This window comes from Paenibacillus sp. FSL H8-0548 (assembly GCF_038630985.1).
Taxonomy (GTDB): domain Bacteria; phylum Bacillota; class Bacilli; order Paenibacillales; family Paenibacillaceae; genus Pristimantibacillus.
In genome coordinates this window covers 3,913,736-3,931,362 of the sequence record NZ_CP152049.1, presented here as the reverse complement: position 1 = coordinate 3,931,362, position 17,627 = coordinate 3,913,736, and the positions used below count along the sequence as shown (strand labels likewise).

16 protein-coding genes are annotated in these 17,627 nt (G+C 45.7%); 14 read left to right on the top strand and 2 right to left on the bottom strand.

Annotation, left to right across the window (positions count from 1 at the left end; all coding sequences use genetic code 11):
* Positions 1 to 165 precede the first annotated feature (165 nt).
* From MHI37_RS16765 to MHI37_RS16725, 9 genes are all read left to right on the top strand, one after another.
* Positions 166 to 1,788, top strand: a complete 1,623-nt coding sequence (locus MHI37_RS16765) for a serine/threonine-protein kinase (protein ID WP_076334649.1) — start codon at positions 166 to 168, stop codon at positions 1,786 to 1,788.
* 86 nt (positions 1,789 to 1,874) lie between these two features.
* Positions 1,875 to 3,425, top strand: a complete 1,551-nt coding sequence (locus tag MHI37_RS16760; protein ID WP_076334650.1) for an ABC-F family ATP-binding cassette domain-containing protein — start codon at positions 1,875 to 1,877, stop codon at positions 3,423 to 3,425.
* A 168-nt stretch (positions 3,426 to 3,593) separates the two neighbouring features.
* A complete protein-coding gene (locus MHI37_RS16755) occupies positions 3,594 to 4,292 on the top strand; it encodes a response regulator transcription factor (RefSeq protein ID WP_076265833.1) in 699 nt (232 codons plus the stop codon).
* The gene (locus MHI37_RS16750; RefSeq protein WP_076334651.1) at positions 4,289 to 5,647 is read left to right on the top strand and encodes a HAMP domain-containing histidine kinase; all 1,359 of its coding nucleotides are present in this window, start codon (positions 4,289 to 4,291) and stop codon (positions 5,645 to 5,647) included. The genes MHI37_RS16755 and MHI37_RS16750 overlap by 4 nt, the downstream gene beginning before the upstream one ends.
* 25 nt (positions 5,648 to 5,672) lie before the next feature.
* Positions 5,673 to 6,533, top strand: coding sequence for a carbon-nitrogen hydrolase family protein (locus MHI37_RS16745; RefSeq protein WP_076334652.1), 861 nt, complete (start codon positions 5,673 to 5,675; stop codon positions 6,531 to 6,533).
* Positions 6,530 to 7,192 (top strand): GNAT family N-acetyltransferase, encoded by a 663-nt coding sequence (locus MHI37_RS16740; RefSeq protein WP_076334653.1) that lies wholly within the window; start codon positions 6,530 to 6,532, stop codon positions 7,190 to 7,192. The genes MHI37_RS16745 and MHI37_RS16740 overlap by 4 nt, the downstream gene beginning before the upstream one ends.
* Before the next feature lie 14 nt (positions 7,193 to 7,206).
* A complete protein-coding gene (locus MHI37_RS16735) occupies positions 7,207 to 7,881 on the top strand; it encodes a GNAT family acetyltransferase (protein ID WP_076334654.1) in 675 nt (224 codons plus the stop codon).
* A complete protein-coding gene (locus MHI37_RS16730) occupies positions 7,878 to 8,654 on the top strand; it encodes an MBL fold metallo-hydrolase (protein ID WP_076334655.1) in 777 nt (258 codons plus the stop codon). The genes MHI37_RS16735 and MHI37_RS16730 overlap by 4 nt, the downstream gene beginning before the upstream one ends.
* Before the next feature lie 435 nt (positions 8,655 to 9,089).
* Entirely contained in the window at positions 9,090 to 11,060 is a 1,971-nt protein-coding gene (locus MHI37_RS16725) for a DNA mismatch repair protein MutS (protein WP_076334656.1), read from the top strand.
* Positions 11,061 to 11,141: 81 nt separating this feature from the next.
* On the opposite strand, the gene MHI37_RS16720 is transcribed toward MHI37_RS16725, so the two are convergent.
* A complete protein-coding gene (locus MHI37_RS16720; RefSeq protein WP_076334657.1) occupies positions 11,142 to 11,783 on the bottom strand; it encodes a thiamine diphosphokinase in 642 nt (213 codons plus the stop codon).
* Positions 11,784 to 11,973: 190 nt separating this feature from the next.
* On the opposite strand from MHI37_RS16720, the gene MHI37_RS16715 reads away from it, so the two are divergent.
* Positions 11,974 to 12,645 (top strand): trimeric intracellular cation channel family protein, encoded by a 672-nt coding sequence (locus tag MHI37_RS16715; protein WP_076334836.1) that lies wholly within the window; start codon positions 11,974 to 11,976, stop codon positions 12,643 to 12,645.
* On the top strand, positions 12,645 to 13,127 hold the full coding sequence (locus MHI37_RS16710) for a low molecular weight protein-tyrosine-phosphatase (RefSeq protein WP_076334658.1): 483 nt from the start codon (positions 12,645 to 12,647) through the stop codon (positions 13,125 to 13,127). The genes MHI37_RS16715 and MHI37_RS16710 overlap by 1 nt, the downstream gene beginning before the upstream one ends.
* 68 nt (positions 13,128 to 13,195) lie before the next feature.
* Here the strand turns inward: MHI37_RS16710 and MHI37_RS16705 are convergent, their stop codons facing one another.
* The gene (locus MHI37_RS16705; RefSeq protein WP_076334659.1) at positions 13,196 to 13,933 is read right to left on the bottom strand and encodes an alpha/beta hydrolase-fold protein; all 738 of its coding nucleotides are present in this window, start codon (positions 13,931 to 13,933) and stop codon (positions 13,196 to 13,198) included.
* Between the two features lie 290 nt (positions 13,934 to 14,223).
* On the opposite strand from MHI37_RS16705, the gene pdhA reads away from it, so the two are divergent.
* From pdhA to MHI37_RS16690, 3 genes are read left to right on the top strand one after another with little or no spacing between them, the layout of a single operon-like run.
* Positions 14,224 to 15,291, top strand: coding sequence for a pyruvate dehydrogenase (acetyl-transferring) E1 component subunit alpha (pdhA, locus tag MHI37_RS16700; RefSeq protein ID WP_076334660.1), 1,068 nt, complete (start codon positions 14,224 to 14,226; stop codon positions 15,289 to 15,291).
* Positions 15,292 to 15,311: 20 nt separating this feature from the next.
* Positions 15,312 to 16,289 (top strand): alpha-ketoacid dehydrogenase subunit beta, encoded by a 978-nt coding sequence (locus MHI37_RS16695; protein WP_076334661.1) that lies wholly within the window; start codon positions 15,312 to 15,314, stop codon positions 16,287 to 16,289.
* Between the two features lie 15 nt (positions 16,290 to 16,304).
* Positions 16,305 to 17,624: a dihydrolipoamide acetyltransferase family protein gene (locus MHI37_RS16690; RefSeq protein WP_076334662.1), complete on the top strand. Its 1,320-nt coding sequence runs from the start codon at positions 16,305 to 16,307 to the stop codon at positions 17,622 to 17,624.
* The last annotated feature ends 3 nt before the right edge of the window (positions 17,625 to 17,627 follow it).

The following is a 17,627-nucleotide window of genomic DNA, read 5'->3' as shown; positions in this document are numbered from 1 at the left end:
GGATATTTTCTAGTGAAAATAGGACTTCATGTATGTAAATTTTGTTAGTAATATGTTAAAGTAGCACTAATAAATACGTAATCAGAAAAGCATTCTGATGCCGCTTGTTTTAATCCAAGCCGCATTAGAATGCTTTTTTTTTATTTCCACACAGGAGGGATTAAGATGGGGAAATCAGTTGACCAATTTGCTTCCTATACGAATGGAACAGTGCTTGAGAGTCGCTATCGGATCATAGGGGAATTAGGGCGTGGCGGAATGGGAGTCGTGTATTTGGCAGAGGATAGGAAGCTTGGAAATAAGCTCAGAGCTATAAAGGTTCTCGCCAAAACAGTACATAATAGCAGTACGCAAATGGAAGAAGCGATGCTAATGATAAAGATCAGCCACCCGCATTTACCGTTAATTATGGACTGTTTTTATTTAGAGGATGCGGGCTGCGAAGCATTGGTTATGGAATATATTGAGGGGCATACGATGGCTGAGCTTCTCCAGCGAAGCAAGAGCCGTGTGCCCTTTTCGCGTATCTTAAATATGGCAGGGCAGCTCTGCTCTGCACTTAATCATTTGCATAGCTGTGTACCGCCGATTATTCACCGAGACTTAAAGCCTTCAAACGTAATGATCGACAAAAATGGGGATGTAAAGCTTATTGATTTTGGTATTTCACGGCAATTTAAAGAGGGACAGCAGCAGGATACGGTACAGCTCGGCACACATGGCTTTGCAGCTCCAGAGCAGGAGGGTAGCGGACAAAGTGATCACCGTACGGATATTTATGGTTTGGGTGCTTTGCTCTTCTATCTTTGCAGTGGCGGCAGGAGCTTTCAGCGTTCAGGAGGAAGCACTGGTGAAATGGAACAGTTTAATTGCTTTCAGCATGATGTTCCACAACCATTTAGAATGATGCTGCTTCGCTCGCTGCAGTCTGATCCTCATTTAAGATATGGAACCATATCGGAGTTTGAGCAGGCTTTAAAGCCTTTGGTACGATCCAATTCACCTCGCAGTCAGGCAGCTGATCATCGTGAACTAACTGCACACAATCCAGTTAAGCCGATTCGTGTTTGCTTGCTGTCACTTGCTCCCGGCGCGGGAGCAACCTTCTTAACTCATACGCTGGCAGAGCTCCTCGGTAGAAGAGGGGTACACGTGGCTGCAGCCGAGTATGAACAAGCAAGACCGGAGTGGCATGCTTGGTTTTCTGATCAGCAGCGAACTGGAGATTATAGGCAGCAAGAAGGAAGCTGGTTTGATAAGAGATTTATTCTCCATAGCGGGGGCAAAACATCGGTACAGTGGTTTTTCCTACATCCAGAACAGCAGAGCAGGACAGTCGATCAAGAGCAGAACAGATTTGAACAAATGTTGTGGCATGCTGGGGGCATGATTCAGCTTATTGATTTATCCTCAAGGTGGAGTGATCAGAGAGCTCTTCAGCTTCTTAAGGAAGCAGCCTTTGTATTTGTAATTGCTGATCCTGCTGTTTCCAAATGGCAAGCCAATGATCTTAGGCGGCTGTTCGCTATAAAACAGGAGCTGGCAGCCTCGGGCGGGAATTTGATGTTTATAGCGAATAAGGATATTGATTTCAAAGGACGAACCGAGTGGCTATCTTTATTTCCGGAGCTGCCGCTTGCGATTATACCAAGCTTGAGTGCGGAAACGCTGCTCTCATTGCATTATAATGGAAAATGGGCAACGGACGATGCTCGCATTCATAAGCGTCTTAATCGAGCGCTGTTACCTGTATTTAGGCTCCTTTATGATGAAATAAACACAGGATGATCGTATTTGTGGTACAATGATACGGGTTAAAACAACAGAGAGCTTAGACTGTCCATATGAAGTGCACATGAATGGAGATAAAGAAAATGAGTTTGTTAACGGTTGAGCAATTATCACATACATTTGGTGATCGAGTATTGTTTAGAAATGTATCCTTTCGTCTTCTAGACGGTGAGCATGTCGGTCTTGTAGGTGCGAACGGAACGGGAAAATCTACATTAATGAATATTTTAACGGGCAAGCTGTTAAAGGACGAGGGCAAGGTAGAGTGGACGCCTCGCGTACGCTATGGCTATTTGGATCAGCATACGAAGCTTGAACCTGGCAAAACGATTCGAGACGTATTAAAGGATGCCTTCTTGCCGTTGCTGAAACTAGAAGAGGAGCTTAACAGCATTACTGCACAAATGGCTGATGCCGATGCAGACACGCTTGATGAGCTTCTCGTTCGTATGGGTGAGATTCAAGAAGAGCTTGAAATTGGCGATTTCTATTTGATAGATGTTAAGGTCGATGAGATGGCTAACGGCCTCGGCCTAAACGCAATTGGTCTAGATCGTGACGTTACCGCACTGAGCGGTGGTCAACGGACGAAGGTTTTGCTTGCTAAGCTGCTGCTTGAGAAGCCAGGTGTTTTATTACTGGATGAGCCAACGAACTATTTGGATGAAGAGCATATCAACTGGTTGACCAACTATTTGAAAAACTATCCGCATGCCTTTGTTCTCATCTCACATGAAACAGCGTTTATGAATCAGGTTGTTAATGTGATTTATCATCTTGAGTTTACAAAAATGACACGTTATTCGGCAAATTATGATAAGTTCCTTGAAATGGCTGATCTGAATAAGGCGCAGCATATTGACGCCTACGAGAAACAAAAGGATTTTATTAAGAAACAAGAAGAATTTATCCAAAAAAATAAAGCTCGTGCCTCAACCTCAGGCCGAGCGAAGAGTAGAGAGAAGCAGCTCAATCGCGTCGATCGAATTGATAAGCCAGAGGAAGCAGCAAAGCCTACTTTTGCCTTCAAGGAGTCGAGAACGAGCGGGAAGACTGTATTTGAAGCAGACAAAATGGTCATTGGCTACAATAAACCGCTTCTGCCCGAAATGAATATGGTCATTGAACGCGGTGATAAAATTGCAATTGTTGGCTGTAATGGTGTAGGTAAATCGACACTTCTCAAAACGATTCTTGGTGTTATACCGCCACTTGATGGTACTACCTATCTAGGTGATTATTTAAATCCAGCCTATTTCGAGCAAGAGTCTAAAGCACCAACAATGACTCCTCTTGAAGATGTATGGGATGAGTTTTCATTTTTGAGCCAGAGTGAGGTACGATCAGCGTTAGCGCGCTGCGGGCTCAAAAACGAGCATATTACTCGTGCATTGAATCAGCTCAGCGGTGGCGAGCAGGCGAAGGTTCGTCTTTGCAAGCTAATGATGCGTGAGAGTAATTGGATTTTATTCGATGAGCCAACAAACCATCTGGATGTAGTCGCTAAAGCGGAATTAAAGCGGGCACTGCAAGCTTACAAAGGTACGGTTGTGCTCGTTTCTCACGAACCGGAATTTTACGAGGATTGGGTAACCAAAACTTGGGATGTAGAAGCATGGTCGATGTCGAGCTAGAAGCAAAACATGGATGAATAACAGCCGGTCTACTTTTTCAGTAGGTCGGCTTGCTTGCATTTGTGAAACGTCTTCATTATGATAAATTTAACTGATATTATTTTTTAGCCCCTATTCATTTGGGGGATACAAGATTATTTTACAACTGGAAGCAGGTGAGCCTCTAAGATGAAGGAACGTATTCTTGTCGTAGAAGATGAAGCGGGCATTTCCCGCATATTGCAGCTCGAATTAGAGCATGAGGGATATACGGTCGGTACGGCAGCTGATGGCCGGACCGGCTATGAAATGGCTTCAACTGGAGAGTGGGAGCTTGTACTGCTTGATGTCATGCTGCCAGAGATGAGTGGAATTGAAGTGCTGCGATTACTGCGCCAAGCAGGAAACCCGGTGCCAATTATATTATTGACTGCACGGGATACTGTACCGGATAAGGTCAGCGGTTTTGAGCATGGAGCAAATGATTATATTACGAAACCATTTGCTATGGAGGAGCTGCTTGCACGCGTGCGCAATATATTGCGTATATTCCAGCAGTATCCGAAGGAAGCAGAAGGCTCAGATATGATCAAGGTCGGGGATCTGACAATTGAGCTGCGCACACGCAAGGTTTATAGGAAGGATATTCTGATAGAACTGACGCCGCGTGAGTTTGAATTGCTTGTCTACCTCGTTGAGAACAAAAATGATGAGAAGTCCCGAGAAGATATTTTATCCGAGGTTTGGGGCTATGATTTTATCGGCGAAACGAATCTGGTTGACGTTTATATTCGTTACTTGCGTCAGAAGCTGGACAAGGGCTATCGTCACAAGCTCATTCATACGGTTCGCGGAGTAGGTTATATGATAAAGGAGCCGGATGCATGACGCTGCGTAAACGGTTTACGCTTTTCACTATTTTTTGGTTAATTTTTATTTTGATTTTGTTTAATATTTTCGTTTATTTTTATGTGATCAAGATTACGACCGAGAGTGAAGAAGAGGTTATTGCAAACAAGGTTAATCTCATGCTGGAAAATCCCCGAATTCAGAGTGGCCGAGGATTAAACTATCCGGAGCTGCTCAATGAGTATTATAACGTAAACGAAATGATTCGTATTATTGCGCCTAATAACAGGGTTGTTAATATTACGGGCTCAGACGAGCTTCTTCAGCAGCTTCCTGCGGCCTTTGAGAAGCATCACCATACAGGTATGATCTCGAAGGGCGGGGAACGTATTTTGTTCATGCGTGTACCGTTATACGATGGAAATCAAGTCATTGCGATGCTTGAGATCAATCGTATTTTGGACGAGCTGGACAATTATTTGCAAGTTCTGGTCGCTGCGCTTAGCGTCACGAGCGGAGGAGCGATTCTTTTTGCGATATTCGGTACATATTGGTTTACTTCCAGACTTACGGCACCTATTCAGCAAATGGTCAACACGATGCGAGAGATTGATCGCAGCGGTAAGCTTAGACAAATCGAGTTAAGCAGCCGTGAAGAATCTGCGGAGCTGCTGCAGCTAGTCCGTGCCTTTAATCAGATGATTGAAAGGCTGGAGCGTACCTTTGCGAAGCAGAAGCAATTCGTAGCCGATGCCTCCCATGAGCTTAAGACGCCGCTGACGGTTATTAGCAGCTATGCTGGTATGCTAAAGCGATGGGGGAGTGGCGATGAGAGTCTGCGAAATGAGGCAATCGAGGCCATTGATAAGGAAGCGAATCGTTTGCAAAACTTAACGAAGTCGATGCTTATGCTTGCCGAAGCAGAGCAGGAGGATTGGCTGCAGCAGGAGTTGTTTGACGTTGTCCAAGTTGTAGATGAAATCGCAACGATGCTGCAGACAACCTTTGGCCGTCCGATTCGAGTGAAGGCTATGTCTAAGGTCGTTCGCATGGTCGGAGATAAGGACAAAATTAGGCAGCTGCTCGTTATTTTGCTGGATAATGCCATCAAATACTCGAAGGAACCAATTGACGTTACGATCACGCTTGTCAGACATATTGTCAAAATTGAGGTTAAGGACAAAGGCATGGGCATTCCCGAGAACGAGATTCCCCATTTATTTGAACGCTTCTACCGCGTAGACGGGGCAAGAAGCAGGGCGACTGGCGGGGTAGGTCTGGGCTTATCCATAGCTAAACGTATTATTGATTTGCATGAAGGAAAGGTAGATGTGTTTAGTTTGCCTGATTTAGGCACGACGATAACACTTCAGTTCAAGCAGCGTAAACAATAACGATAAGGGCTGGAGGAATTGGCTTATGAAGTTTCGGACGGCAGCCGTTCAATATATGCTTGCCGATATTAGCTCATTTGAGCAATTCGCTGAGCAAGTTACCCATTATGTACGAAATGCTTCGGAGTATGGGGTGCAATTTATTTTGTTCCCTGAGTTTCTGACGACCCAATTGCTATCGATTGGAGATGAGGCGGGACAAGCGTTAACGATAGATAGGCTTCCTGATTTTACGGAGGACTATCTGAAATTGTTTCGTTCGCTTGCTTCCGAGTACTCGGTTTATATTGTTGGGGGAACCCACGTCATCAAAACTTCGGACGGAAGCTTGCGAAACGCGGCGCATCTCTTTCATCCAAATGGCAAAGTCGATGTTCAACATAAAATTCATATTACCCCTTCTGAGGTAGAGGGCTGGAATATGTCTGCGGGCGAAGGGCTTGAGGTGTTTGACACAGCATTTGGCACGATTGCGATGCTTACCTGCTACGATATCGAATTTCCTGAAATCGTAAGAATGGCTCGTGCGAAAGGGGCGGACGTTGTTTTTTGTCCTTCCTGTACGGACGATCGTCATGGGTTCTATCGAGTCCGATATTGCTGTCATGCCAGAGCTGTCGAAAATCAAGTGTATATTGTGACTACAGGTACGGTCGGCTCGCTTCGCAAGGTAGATCTTATGCGTGCTAACTTTGGACAGGCTGCAATTATTGCACCCAATGACATCCCTTTCCCGCCGGCGGGTATTTTGAGTGAAGGAATCATTAATGACGATATGCTTGTCGTTGCAGATCTTGATTTGGCGCTTCTGGAGGAAGTAAGGGCAAAGGGCTCTGTTACAACCTGGCGCGATCGTAGAACTGATTTGTATACGGATTGGCAATGATGCACAAAGAGCTATATTTATTTGTTGACGGCAAACCTCAAAAAACGGTAATCCGCAATTATAGTCATACAGATTTTGATTCCTTGATTGATGTGCAGCGAGCAAGCTTTCCTCCGCCCTTCCCAGAGGAGCTTTGGTGGAATAAAGAGCAGTTGGCTGAGCATGTGATTCGTTTTCCAGCAGGTGCTTTATGTGCAGAGGTCGGCAATCAGTTGGTCGGCTCCATGACTGCCTTGCTTGTGAATATGGACGATTACGGTGATAACCATGACTGGGAAACGATAACGGGCGGCGGATATATTCGAAACCATAATTCGAATGGAGATACGCTATACGTTGTTGATATTTGTGTCATCCCGGAATATCGCAAAACCGGCATCGGCAAATGGCTGATGCAAAGCATGTATGAAACGGTCGTACAGCTAGGGCTTCGCAGGCTGCTTGGCGGTGGTCGAATGCCAGGCTACGGCGCTTATGCACATGAGCTGTCACCGGAGAATTATCTGGATCAGGTAATCTCAGGCGAGAGGAAGGATCCTGTCATTACCTTCTTGCTCAGATGCGGCAGAATGCCTGCTGGTGTTGCCCATCACTATTTAGAAGACGAGCAGTCCAACCACTGCGCAGCCATTATGGAGTGGCGCAATCCATTTATATAAAGGAGATATGCCTTATGCTCATCTATCATCGAATTCGTTCCATTGAAGACCATTATTTTGGACCATTACATAAGCTTCTGCAAACGATCTTCCCACCAGAAGAGGTGCTGGCATATGAGCTCTGGCGAGAGCCGCTCGAAGATCCCACGATTCATGTTTATGTCGCCATTCATGAAGGCGAAGTCGTTGGTTCAACGGAATATCGTTACTATCCCGATCTTCGTGTAGCCATGACTGATTTTACGATTATAGGCAAGCCTTCCTTGGGTATTGGACGTTTTCTGCTCCGTAATCGCGAGCGTGATTTAGTGAAGCTTGCAGAGCAATCGGGCACTACTCCGCTTGGCATGTTTGCTGAAGTATATGACCCTTATCGTGCTGAGGAGCATGCATTTGGCGGGGTATCGCCGATGAATCCGTATGTTCGCCGCGAGGTTTTATCGCATATAGGCTATAAACGTATTGCATTCCCTTATGTACATCCGTCTTGGGACCATGAAGGGCAAGCCGTTGCAGAGCTGGATCTATGCTTTCTTCCGCAGGATGAAGAGCTTTCAGTGATCGCGGCATCACTTGTGGCGACATTTTTAGAAGGTTATTATTCAGCTTTGCCGAATAAGCCAGCGGAATGGATCAGCATGATGGAAACCATTCGTGGAATGGACACTTTAGAGCTGCTTCCGTTATGACTAGACTAATCTTTAGAGGAACAGGCGATTCTATGGGAGTACCGCGTATATATTGTGATTGCGAGGTGTGCAGTGAATCACGCGCCGAGGGTGTCAATCGGCGGCTAAGATCATCTCTACAGATCGAAGATCAGGATGCGGGTACTGTATGGATTGATTGCGGCCCGGATTTCGGGAAGCAATTAGAGGCTGCAAGCCTGCGTACCCTTAATACGCTGCTAATTACACACGCGCATTTCGACCATATTGGCGGACTTGCGGAATGGGCAGATGCATGCCGGTGGCTGAATAAACAAGGAATTGCCTACGCTCCTTCGGAAGTTATTTCGGAAATTGTAGAGAGATTCCCATGGCTTGTTCGCCATATTCAATTCCGCCCCTTTGATGAACCGATCATGCTAGGCAAATGGCAGACAACAAGTTGGCGTGTTAATCATGGTAAAAATGGTTATGCCTATGCCTTTCGCTTCGAGCACGTTGAGACGGGCTGCACATGGGTATACTGCTCCGACTCCATTGGCCTAACGGATGAGCAGCAGAAGCCGCTAGCTGACTTGGATTTGCTGGTACTTGGCACTAGCTTCTACCATGAACCGTTCGCGTATGAAACCAGATCGGTATATGATGTGGTCGAAGCTACAGATCTTATTGCGAAGTGGAAGCCAAAGCAAACCATTTTTACTCATATGTCGCATGATATCGATCTGCGTCGAAATTATGCACTCCCTGACCATTTGCAATTTGCTCGAACGGGAATGATTGTTCGTTTATAATCAAGCGCTATGCTTTTTCTTGACAATCAGCTTGTTTTTTTTGTACATTATGAAAGTAACCTTTTTTAATAACATTTCATTGCCAAAAGGGGAAATTTTAATGTTAACCGGTGTCTTTAACTCATAAATTGGATATGGTCAGATGATCGATGGTCTTGCGGCTATAGCCCGATGCGAAAGCGTCGTGCAGCAAGGCTCTATTTCGTGATCTGGCGCCAAGAGTTAAGGACATGAGGATTTCCGCCTGAAGCAATTCGACAGCGGCCCAATCACCGTGCTCTCGCAGCGCGGTTTTTTTATATCCGTTTCCATGCTAACGATTTCGTTAACGATGGAAGCGGTATTGGAGCATCAGTCGATTAAGACAGGAATGGAACGCGCCCGCGTTCTGTTCCTGTCTTTTTTTTTTTTCAAAATTTGAGGAGGTTTTAAAAAATGAATCATGCATCATGGAAAAGATTAGAGTTCGATAAAGTAAAAGAAGCGGTAGTAAGCAATACGGTATCACCAGCAGGACGCTTGCTGGCTGAGAGATTGGAGCCAAGCACTAAGCTTCGTCAAGTAGCAGCATGGCTGGAGGAAACCGAGGAGGCGGCCCACTTGCTAGCAAGCGGGGCAAGTATTCCGCTATCTGCAATGGAAGGGATTGAACCATTTTTAGCGCTGCTGGGCAAAGGAAGGATATATAACGAACAGGAGCTCGAGCAAGTGTCAGTGTGGCTTACATCGGTCGTGCAAATGAAAAGATATATGAATAGCAAGCGAAATATTGCGCCGACGATAGCCGCCTATGCGGAGTCCATGTATGATTGTCCCGAGCTTCGTGAGGAGCTCAGCCGTTGTATCCGGTATGGTCTAATTACTGATCAGGCCAGCGCCGACTTAGCTTATATTCGCAGGCATATTTACGCATCAGAGGACAAAATACAGAAAAAAATGGAGCATGCGCTCAGTAAATATCGACCGTCCTTGCAGGAGCCCGTTATTAGCAAGCGTCGAGATCGATTTGTTATTGCTGTAAAAAGGGAGCTTCGCAAGCAAGTGCCGGGTACGGTATGGGATGAATCGGCCAGCGGTCAGACCTTGTTTGTTGAACCTCTTGATGTTGCCGAGCTTCAAGCTGAATTGCAGCAATGGAAAGCAGTGGAGGAGAGAGAGCGAACCGTCATCTTAGCTCGTTTATCCGAGCTCGCAGAATCGTTCTCTTATGAGCTGCTTCGCAATGTTGAAGCGATGGCTGCTTTTGATTTCATTACAGCTCGCGCAAAGCTATCCCGTTCTTATGATGGTCAAAAAATGACCTTATCGGAGCAACCCGTCATTCGTTTTATTAATGCGCGTCATCCGTTATTGGGACAAAATAGTGTTCCTCTACAAATTGAGCTTGGTTATGACTGGAGACAGCTTATTATTACAGGCCCTAACACTGGCGGCAAGACGGCAACCTTGAAGACCATTGGCTTATTTGTACTCATGGTGCAATCAGGGCTGCTTGTACCCGTCGAAAAGGGCAGTGAAATGGGTGTATTTCAGCATGTGCTTGCGGATGTGGGGGATGGACAAAGTCTGGAACAATCGCTTAGCACCTTCTCTTCTCATATCACAGTGCTGAGAGAGATGCTGCAGGTTGCAGGCCCGAGGGCTTTGCTGCTGCTCGACGAGCTTGCAGCAGGTACAGATCCTTCGGAAGGAATAGCACTCTCTATTGCCTTGTTAGAGCAGCTGTTGAAGAAGGAAGCACTCACTGCGGCTACTACACATTTCAATGAAATCAAAGCATTTGCAACTCGTACACATGGGTGCCAGAACGGGAGAATGGCCTTTGATGCGGAGACGTTAAAGCCACTGTATCGTTTGGAGATGGGGGAGGCGGGAGATAGTCATGCGTTCGCCATCGCAAGGCGCTTCGGTCTTCCGGAAGAGGTTATGCAGCGTGCGGAGCAATTGCTTATACGGAAAGAAGCGATTCTGTCACCTGAGTTGGCGAATGCATTTAACGATTGTGAACAAGGCGGCGGAAATTTGGAATCTTCGACAACCGAAACAACCAAAAGAAGCAATGCGGTAAAATCAAACGCAGCTACTGGTGATCCACAAATAAATAAACCGGTTCGAGCATTCGAAAAAGGAGACGCGGTATGGATTTATCCATTGCGACGCATGGGCGTTGTATTTCAACCAGCAGACGAGCGAGGAAATGTAATTGTGCAGGTACAAGGCCAAAAACTCAGTTTCAAGCATAAGCGAATGAGACTTTATATTGCAAAAACAGAGCTTTATCCCGGTGAGGACTATGATTTGGATATTGTATTTGAATCTAAAGAAAACAGAAAGACTCGCAAGCTGATGAACCGCAAATATGTAGAAGGACTTATGATCGAGACACCGGCGGAAAATCAAGAGTAATCTACAAGCCATTACGCGGGAAGGACTGCTAGGTAAGCTCCCGCGTATAGTCAGAAACAGCTTTAAGTTCTGAAGGAGAGCTTAGTCCCTGCTTTGAATGACAAGCAATAGTCCTTCGCATATTCGAATCGTTCCAAAAGCAGCAGTCAGCACGTTGCTGATCCCAAGTGACTGTCCAATTGTCAATTCAGCTTCGGTCAATGGGTACTGAAAGCCATGCAGCGTAATCCCTTCTACACGCATGGAAAGCGGGAGCAGCGATACATTGGGAAAGCCTTGCTTCTCAATCGTGGTTTGGTCTTGGATAAGCGAGATTTTGTTGTGATCATCGATAATCGCTGCTTGTACTTGCTGAGCAGCGGCTAGAGCAAGCAAATGCACGTTTGCCAAAGAATGATCAAAGCGGGTGCCAAGCGCTCCAAGAAGTATAAGCTCGCGTGGCTGCATGTCCAATGCTAATCGCACTGCCATTTCGGTATCGGTATAGTTTTTGTCGATGGGATCACATGCAATCGTTTGTCCGCTATTTTCTCGAATGGCGATAAGATCCTCCTCCGAGACAGAATCAAAGTCACCAATAGAAATATCAGGGCGGAAACCATGTGAAATAAGAAAACGAGCACCGCTGTCTGCTCCAATAAGCACATCGGTAGTTTCTATGTGTTCAAGTGCCCAACTGCCAAGCTGACCACCTGTGCAAATAATAATTCGAGGCTGCATCATTCATATTCCTTTCTATTCCTATGTATCATTTTTCGAATATTTCAAGTATAAAGCCTATTGGCCATTAAAAACTAGAGCAATCCAAATTACTTGTTGTACTATTTATAAGCAGCTGCGAAATTTGTCGTTGCGAAACTGCAGGCTCCCAGCTAAAATGGTGAAGGAAAGTACCGATGAAATCGGTCGGTTCATGTACGGGAAGCGAGGAGCTATTGCGGTGAGTATCGACATTTTTGGAGTTTTCAGTATTATTGGTACAATTGCATTCGCATTGAGCGGAGCAGTAGTAGCAATGGAGGAAGAGTACGATATTTTAGGGGTTTTCGTGCTTGGCCTTGTTACCGCATTTGGCGGTGGTGTTGTCCGCAATTTATTGATCGGTATGCCGGTTACTTCGCTCTGGAGCCAAGGCTATCTATTGAAAATCGCAATGATTGCCATGACTATTGCCTTTTTGCTTCCTGTCGTGTGGATTCAGCGGTGGAGGAAGAGTGAAGCTTTTTTTGATGCTATCGGTTTATCTGCGTTTGCCATTCAAGGCGCTTTATATGCAACACAGATGAAGCACCCGATTAGTGCTGTGCTTGTTGCAGCCATGTTAACTGGCATCGGAGGGGGCATTATCCGCGATGTGCTTGCCGGCCGCAAGCCGCTGGTGCTGAAGGATGAAATTTATGCGGTATGGGCGATGCTTGCAGGGCTTGTTATCGGCCTTGGCTGGCTAAAGTCGACGGCAGAGCTATTATTTCTATTTGTTATGATAATTAGCTTCCGGATGTTGTCTGTCCATTACAAGTGGAAGCTCCCGCGGCGCTCCCTTAATATCAATACTACTCAAGAGCAACAGAAAAGAGGCAACTAATGAAGAAGCGTATTTTATTCGTATGTCTAGGCAATATTTGCAGATCTCCGATGGCAGAAGCGGTTATGCGCCATCAAGTTAAGCTGGCTCAATTATCCGAGCAAATTGAGGTCGATTCCGCTGGAACCGGTGATTGGCATGTGGGGCATCCCCCTCATGAAGGAACAAGAAGCCAGCTGGATGAGCATCAGATTTCATACGAGGGCATGCAGGCTCGCTTAGTATTATCCTCGGATTTTGATGCCTTCGATTATATTGTATGCATGGACACGAACAATCTCCGTGACGTACGGTCACTGCTCTCGGAAGAGCAAGGCGGACATCAAAAGCTGTTTACCTTTATGGAGTTATTGCCTGATCAAGGAATAGCCGATGTGCCTGATCCTTATTACGATGGAAATTTCACATTTGTTTACGAGCTGGTAGAGAACGGCTGCAAGGAGCTGTTGAAGCGAGTACAGGCGGATATGAGCTTATCGTAAGCTTGCAAAAAAAATAAGCTATTCTGCAGCCTCTGGAGGAGCCTTGCTGAATAGCTTATTTTTATTGATTATTCAATTTCGATAAAATAGGATAATGCCTTGTCTAGCTCCTTTTGCCAAAAGCCCCATTGATGCTTCCCGTCCTTCTCTTCATAGAAAATGGTCGCCTGCTTAAGGTCTAGAAGTGCTCTTGCATTACGATTTAATGCAACGAAGTCAAATACGCCGCGATCAGTCTCATAAGCATCCTCCTGCAAGCCGACGATCATGTAGATGTTCAGCCAGCTAAGATCGGTTTGCTCAGAAATTATATTTTGAGAGACGCCATAGAACGCACCGGACAAGGACAAAACCTGTGAAAATAGCTGTGGATAGGCAAGCGCCAAATGCAGAGAAACCGAGCCTCCAAGAGAATCACCTGCGAGCAAGCGATGCTCAGGCACTTGTCTCACGGCATAACGTTCTTCAACGAAAGGAAGCAGCTCTTCTGCAAAAAAACGAATATAGTTCGCATGTCGATTACCGTCAGGCGTATATTCCTCCGTGCGTAGTTTTTTGTCGACATCAACGCCAACGATAATGAAAGGCTCTAGCCCTTCGTCCAAAATCAATTTTGTTGCCGTAGTGGCAATTCGTCCGAAGTTAAAAAAATCCTCGCCATCCTGACAATATACAACAGGGTAGCTCAGCACCTCGTTGTAGCCCGGCGGCAAAAAGATTCGTAAATTACGAGCTTGCTCAGGCAAATAGCGGCTAGGCACCGTTTCTTTTACAATCGTTCTTTTTAAATATCGCTCATCTGTCATCATGATCTCTCCTAACGAATGGTTTTTGTTGAATGGAATGGTTCTCTTGTGGGTAAACAATAGAAAGACAATCAAGGAGGCACATCTATTATTGTTTGGTTGTATTATGCTGTTATACTAAAAAAATAAGTCTGTAGCATATACAATTTCTTAAGATAATGATGAGAATCAGCGAAAAAACAACGGTTTTTTTGTTTTTTACTTTGACCATGTTCACTAAACAGGTTTATAATAATTCTATAACAGAGATTAAAGTTTTTCAAATATTTCAATTTGAGGTGAGCGTTCAAATGAGCAAACTGCCATACGAAGTTCAAACAGAACCGGTAACTCCGCTTTCTGTCTTGTCACTCGACGGGGAAGTTGTTAATCCGGAATTTTTACCGGAATTGTCTGATGATCAGCTAAAAGAAGTAATGTACCGCATGGTATTTACCCGTACTTGGGATGAGCGCGCAGTTAATCTGGGTCGTCAAGGCAGACTTGGTTTCTACGCACCAGTATCCGGTCAAGAAGCATCGATGGTAGGCAGTGAATATGCCCTGAACAAAGATGATTTTATTTGTCCAGGCTACCGTGATATGCCACAGCTTGTATGGCACGGCTTGCCGCTGTACAAAGCATTCCTATATTCCCGCGGCCATCAAGAGGGCGGCCGTATTCCTGAGGATGTACATGTCCTCATGCCGCAAATTATTATTGGGGCGCAGGTGCTGCACGCAACAGGCGTTGCGATGGCATTTAAGAAAAAGAATGAAAAACGTGTAGCGATCACATATACAGGCGACGGTGGTTCTTCCGAAGGCGATTTCTATGAAGGCATGAACTTTGCAGGTGTTTATAAGCTGCCTGTTATCTATGCTGTTCAAAACAATGGCTACGCCATTACGACACCATTCGCTAAGCAAACTGCAGCGCTGTCCATAGCGCATAAAGCTGTAGCAGCAGGTATCAAAGGCGTGCAAGTTGACGGTATGGACGTACTTGCTGTTATTAAAGCAGTACAAGAAGCAGCAGAGCGCGGTCGCAATGGCGAAGGCGCAACGTTGATCGAGATTTTAACTTATCGTTTCCGTCCGCATTCCATGGCGGATGACACGACTAAATATCGTACAAAAGAAGAAGAAGCAGAATGGGCGCTTAAAGATCCGCTGGTTCGTTTCGGCAAGTATTTAGAGAAAAAAGGCTTATGGTCAGATGAAGATACGAACCGTGTGAAAGAAGAAGCGAAAGCGACTGTAAACGAGCACATCAAAAAAGCGGAAACAGTTGAGAAAATGACTGTAGCAGGCTTGATCGATAGCATGTTTGAAACAACACCGAAACATCTGGAAGAGCAAAAGGCTGATTTTCAATAGTAGAGGAGGATCTGACGATCATGGCTCAAATGAATATGTTGGAAGCAATTCGCGATGCGATGCGCGTAGAACTTAAACGTGACTCAAACGTCGTTATCTTCGGTGAGGACGTAGGTAAAGTCGGCGGAGTATTCCGTGTGACAGAAGGTTTGCAGGATGAATTTGGCGAGGACCGTGTATTTGATACGCCACTAGCTGAATCTGCACTTGCAGGTATGGCAGTTGGTATGGGCTTGCAGGGCTTCCGTCCAATCGCTGAAATTCAATTCGTAGGGTTTATCTATGAAGCTCTTGACCAAATGTTTGTCCAAGCTGCACGTATGCGTTACCGCTCTGGCGGCCGCTACAACTCGCCAATCGTATTCCGTACGCCTTTTGGCGGCGGCGTGAAAGCAGCAGAGCTGCACACGGATTCTCTTGAGGGTCTTGCGATTCAAACACCAGGTATTAAAGTTGTCATTCCTTCCAATCCTTATGATGCAAAAGGCTTGATGATTTCCGCTATTCGCGATAATGATCCTGTTTTCTTCATGGAGCATTTGAATCTATATCGCGCATTCAAGGCAGAAGTGCCTGAAGGCGAATATACCATTGAAATCGGTAAAGCAAATGTCGTTCGCGAAGGCAGCGACGTCACAATTATTACTTATGGCCTTATGGTTCATACAGCTGTTAAGGCTGCTGAAGAGCTTGAAAAATCAGGTGTTAACGTAGAGGTCATTGATCTTCGTTCATTGGTTCCTCTTGATATTGAAACGATTGTTGCTTCGATCAAGAAAACGAATCGTGCAATTGTAGTTCAAGAAGCACAAAAAACTTCTGGAGCAGCGGCTGAAGTCATTGCTCAAATTAATGAAAATGCAATTTTGCATCTAGAAGCTCCAGTGCTTCGTGTAGCTGGTCCGGATACCGTATATCCGTTTGCGCTTGTTGAGGATGCGTGGCTTCCTTCGGTAGCTCGTATCTCTGAAGCGGTTCAAAAAGTATTGAACTTTTAAAGGAGGTTACTAGCGGTGGCTAAATTCGAATATCGTTTCCCAGAGCTCGGTGAAGGTTTGCATGAAGGCGAAATTGTTAAAGTGCATATCAAAGTCGGCGACACGGTTACAGATGATGATATTATTATGGAAGTCCAAAACGATAAAGCGATCGTGGAAGTTCCTTGCCCAGTAAACGGCAAAGTGCTTGAAGTGCTCGTTAAGGATGGTCAAGTTTGCCACGTAGGCGAAATCGTTGCAATCATTGATGCAGAAGGCGAATTGCCAGAGCAAGCAGCACCAGCTGCTGAAGCTCCTAAAGCTGAAGCGCCAGCAGCTGCGGCTGCACCAGCGGTAGAAGAAGCTCCGAAGGCTGAGGCTCCTGCAGCACCAGCAGCAGCTCCTAAAGCAACTGGCGGACTTGTGCTTGCGACACCAAGCGTTCGCAAGTTTGCGCGTGAGAAGGGTGTAGACCTGACTCAGGTTGGAGGCACTGGCAAAAACGGCCGTATTACTCGTGATGATGTTAATGGCTTTGGCGGCGCTCCTGCTGCTATCGATGCTGCAGCACCTGCGGTTGAACAATCGAGCAGCGAAGAAGTAGCAACTAAAGGCGACGTGAAATCTGCTCCTGCAGCAGCTGGCACGGCCTATCGTCCAGAAGAGCGTGTACCGTTCAAAGGTATTCGCAAAATCATTGCAAATGCAATGTCTAAATCGGTTTACACAGCTCCTCACGTAACGATTATGGATGAGGTTGACGTGACTGAGCTTGTTGCACTTCGTGCAAAATACAAGCCTTATGCTGAGAAAAAAGGCTCCAAGCTTACTTACTTGCCGTTCATCGTTAAGGCGCTTGTGGCAGCTTGCCGTGAGTTCCCGATCTTGAACGCAACGCTTGATGAGGCTAATCAAGAAATCGTATTGCGCAAATTCTATAATATCGGTATTGCTACGGATACAGAAAATGGTCTAATCGTACCGGTTATTGAAGATGCAGATCGTAAAAATCTGTTTAAAATTGCTGATTCCATTCGTGATCTAGCTGCTCGCGGTCGTGACGGCAAGCTTTCTGCGAACGAACTGAGAGGCAGTACAATTTCAATCTCGAACATTGGTTCTGCTGGCGGTATGTTCTTCACTCCTGTTATCAACTTCCCTGAGGTTGCTATTCTTGGAACAGGCAGAATTACAGAGAAAGCGATCGTTCGCAATGGCGAGATCGTAGCTGCTCCTGTTATGGCTCTTTCGCTAAGCTTTGACCACCGTCTCATCGACGGCGCAACAGCACAAAACTTTATGAATTACATCAAAACACTTCTGGGCAATCCAGAATTGTTCATAATGGAGGTATAAGAC

What these genes read in the sequence shown, in the direction of transcription:
- MHI37_RS16765 (WP_076334649.1), top strand. Translation starts at nt 166, where the DNA reads ATGGGGAAATCAGTTGACCAATTTGCTTCCTATACGAATGGAACAGTG.
- MHI37_RS16760 (WP_076334650.1), top strand. Translation starts at nt 1,875, where the DNA reads ATGAGTTTGTTAACGGTTGAGCAATTATCACATACATTTGGTGATCGA.
- MHI37_RS16755 (WP_076265833.1), top strand. Translation starts at nt 3,594, where the DNA reads ATGAAGGAACGTATTCTTGTCGTAGAAGATGAAGCGGGCATTTCCCGC.
- MHI37_RS16750 (WP_076334651.1), top strand. Translation starts at nt 4,289, where the DNA reads ATGACGCTGCGTAAACGGTTTACGCTTTTCACTATTTTTTGGTTAATT.
- MHI37_RS16745 (WP_076334652.1), top strand. Translation starts at nt 5,673, where the DNA reads ATGAAGTTTCGGACGGCAGCCGTTCAATATATGCTTGCCGATATTAGC.
- MHI37_RS16740 (WP_076334653.1), top strand. Translation starts at nt 6,530, where the DNA reads ATGATGCACAAAGAGCTATATTTATTTGTTGACGGCAAACCTCAAAAA.
- MHI37_RS16735 (WP_076334654.1), top strand. Translation starts at nt 7,207, where the DNA reads ATGCTCATCTATCATCGAATTCGTTCCATTGAAGACCATTATTTTGGA.
- MHI37_RS16730 (WP_076334655.1), top strand. Translation starts at nt 7,878, where the DNA reads ATGACTAGACTAATCTTTAGAGGAACAGGCGATTCTATGGGAGTACCG.
- MHI37_RS16725 (WP_076334656.1), top strand. Translation starts at nt 9,090, where the DNA reads ATGAATCATGCATCATGGAAAAGATTAGAGTTCGATAAAGTAAAAGAA.
- MHI37_RS16720 (WP_076334657.1), bottom strand. Translation starts at nt 11,783, where the DNA reads ATGATGCAGCCTCGAATTATTATTTGCACAGGTGGTCAGCTTGGCAGT.
- MHI37_RS16715 (WP_076334836.1), top strand. Translation starts at nt 11,974, where the DNA reads ATGTACGGGAAGCGAGGAGCTATTGCGGTGAGTATCGACATTTTTGGA.
- MHI37_RS16710 (WP_076334658.1), top strand. Translation starts at nt 12,645, where the DNA reads ATGAAGAAGCGTATTTTATTCGTATGTCTAGGCAATATTTGCAGATCT.
- MHI37_RS16705 (WP_076334659.1), bottom strand. Translation starts at nt 13,933, where the DNA reads ATGACAGATGAGCGATATTTAAAAAGAACGATTGTAAAAGAAACGGTG.
- pdhA (WP_076334660.1), top strand. Translation starts at nt 14,224, where the DNA reads ATGAGCAAACTGCCATACGAAGTTCAAACAGAACCGGTAACTCCGCTT.
- MHI37_RS16695 (WP_076334661.1), top strand. Translation starts at nt 15,312, where the DNA reads ATGGCTCAAATGAATATGTTGGAAGCAATTCGCGATGCGATGCGCGTA.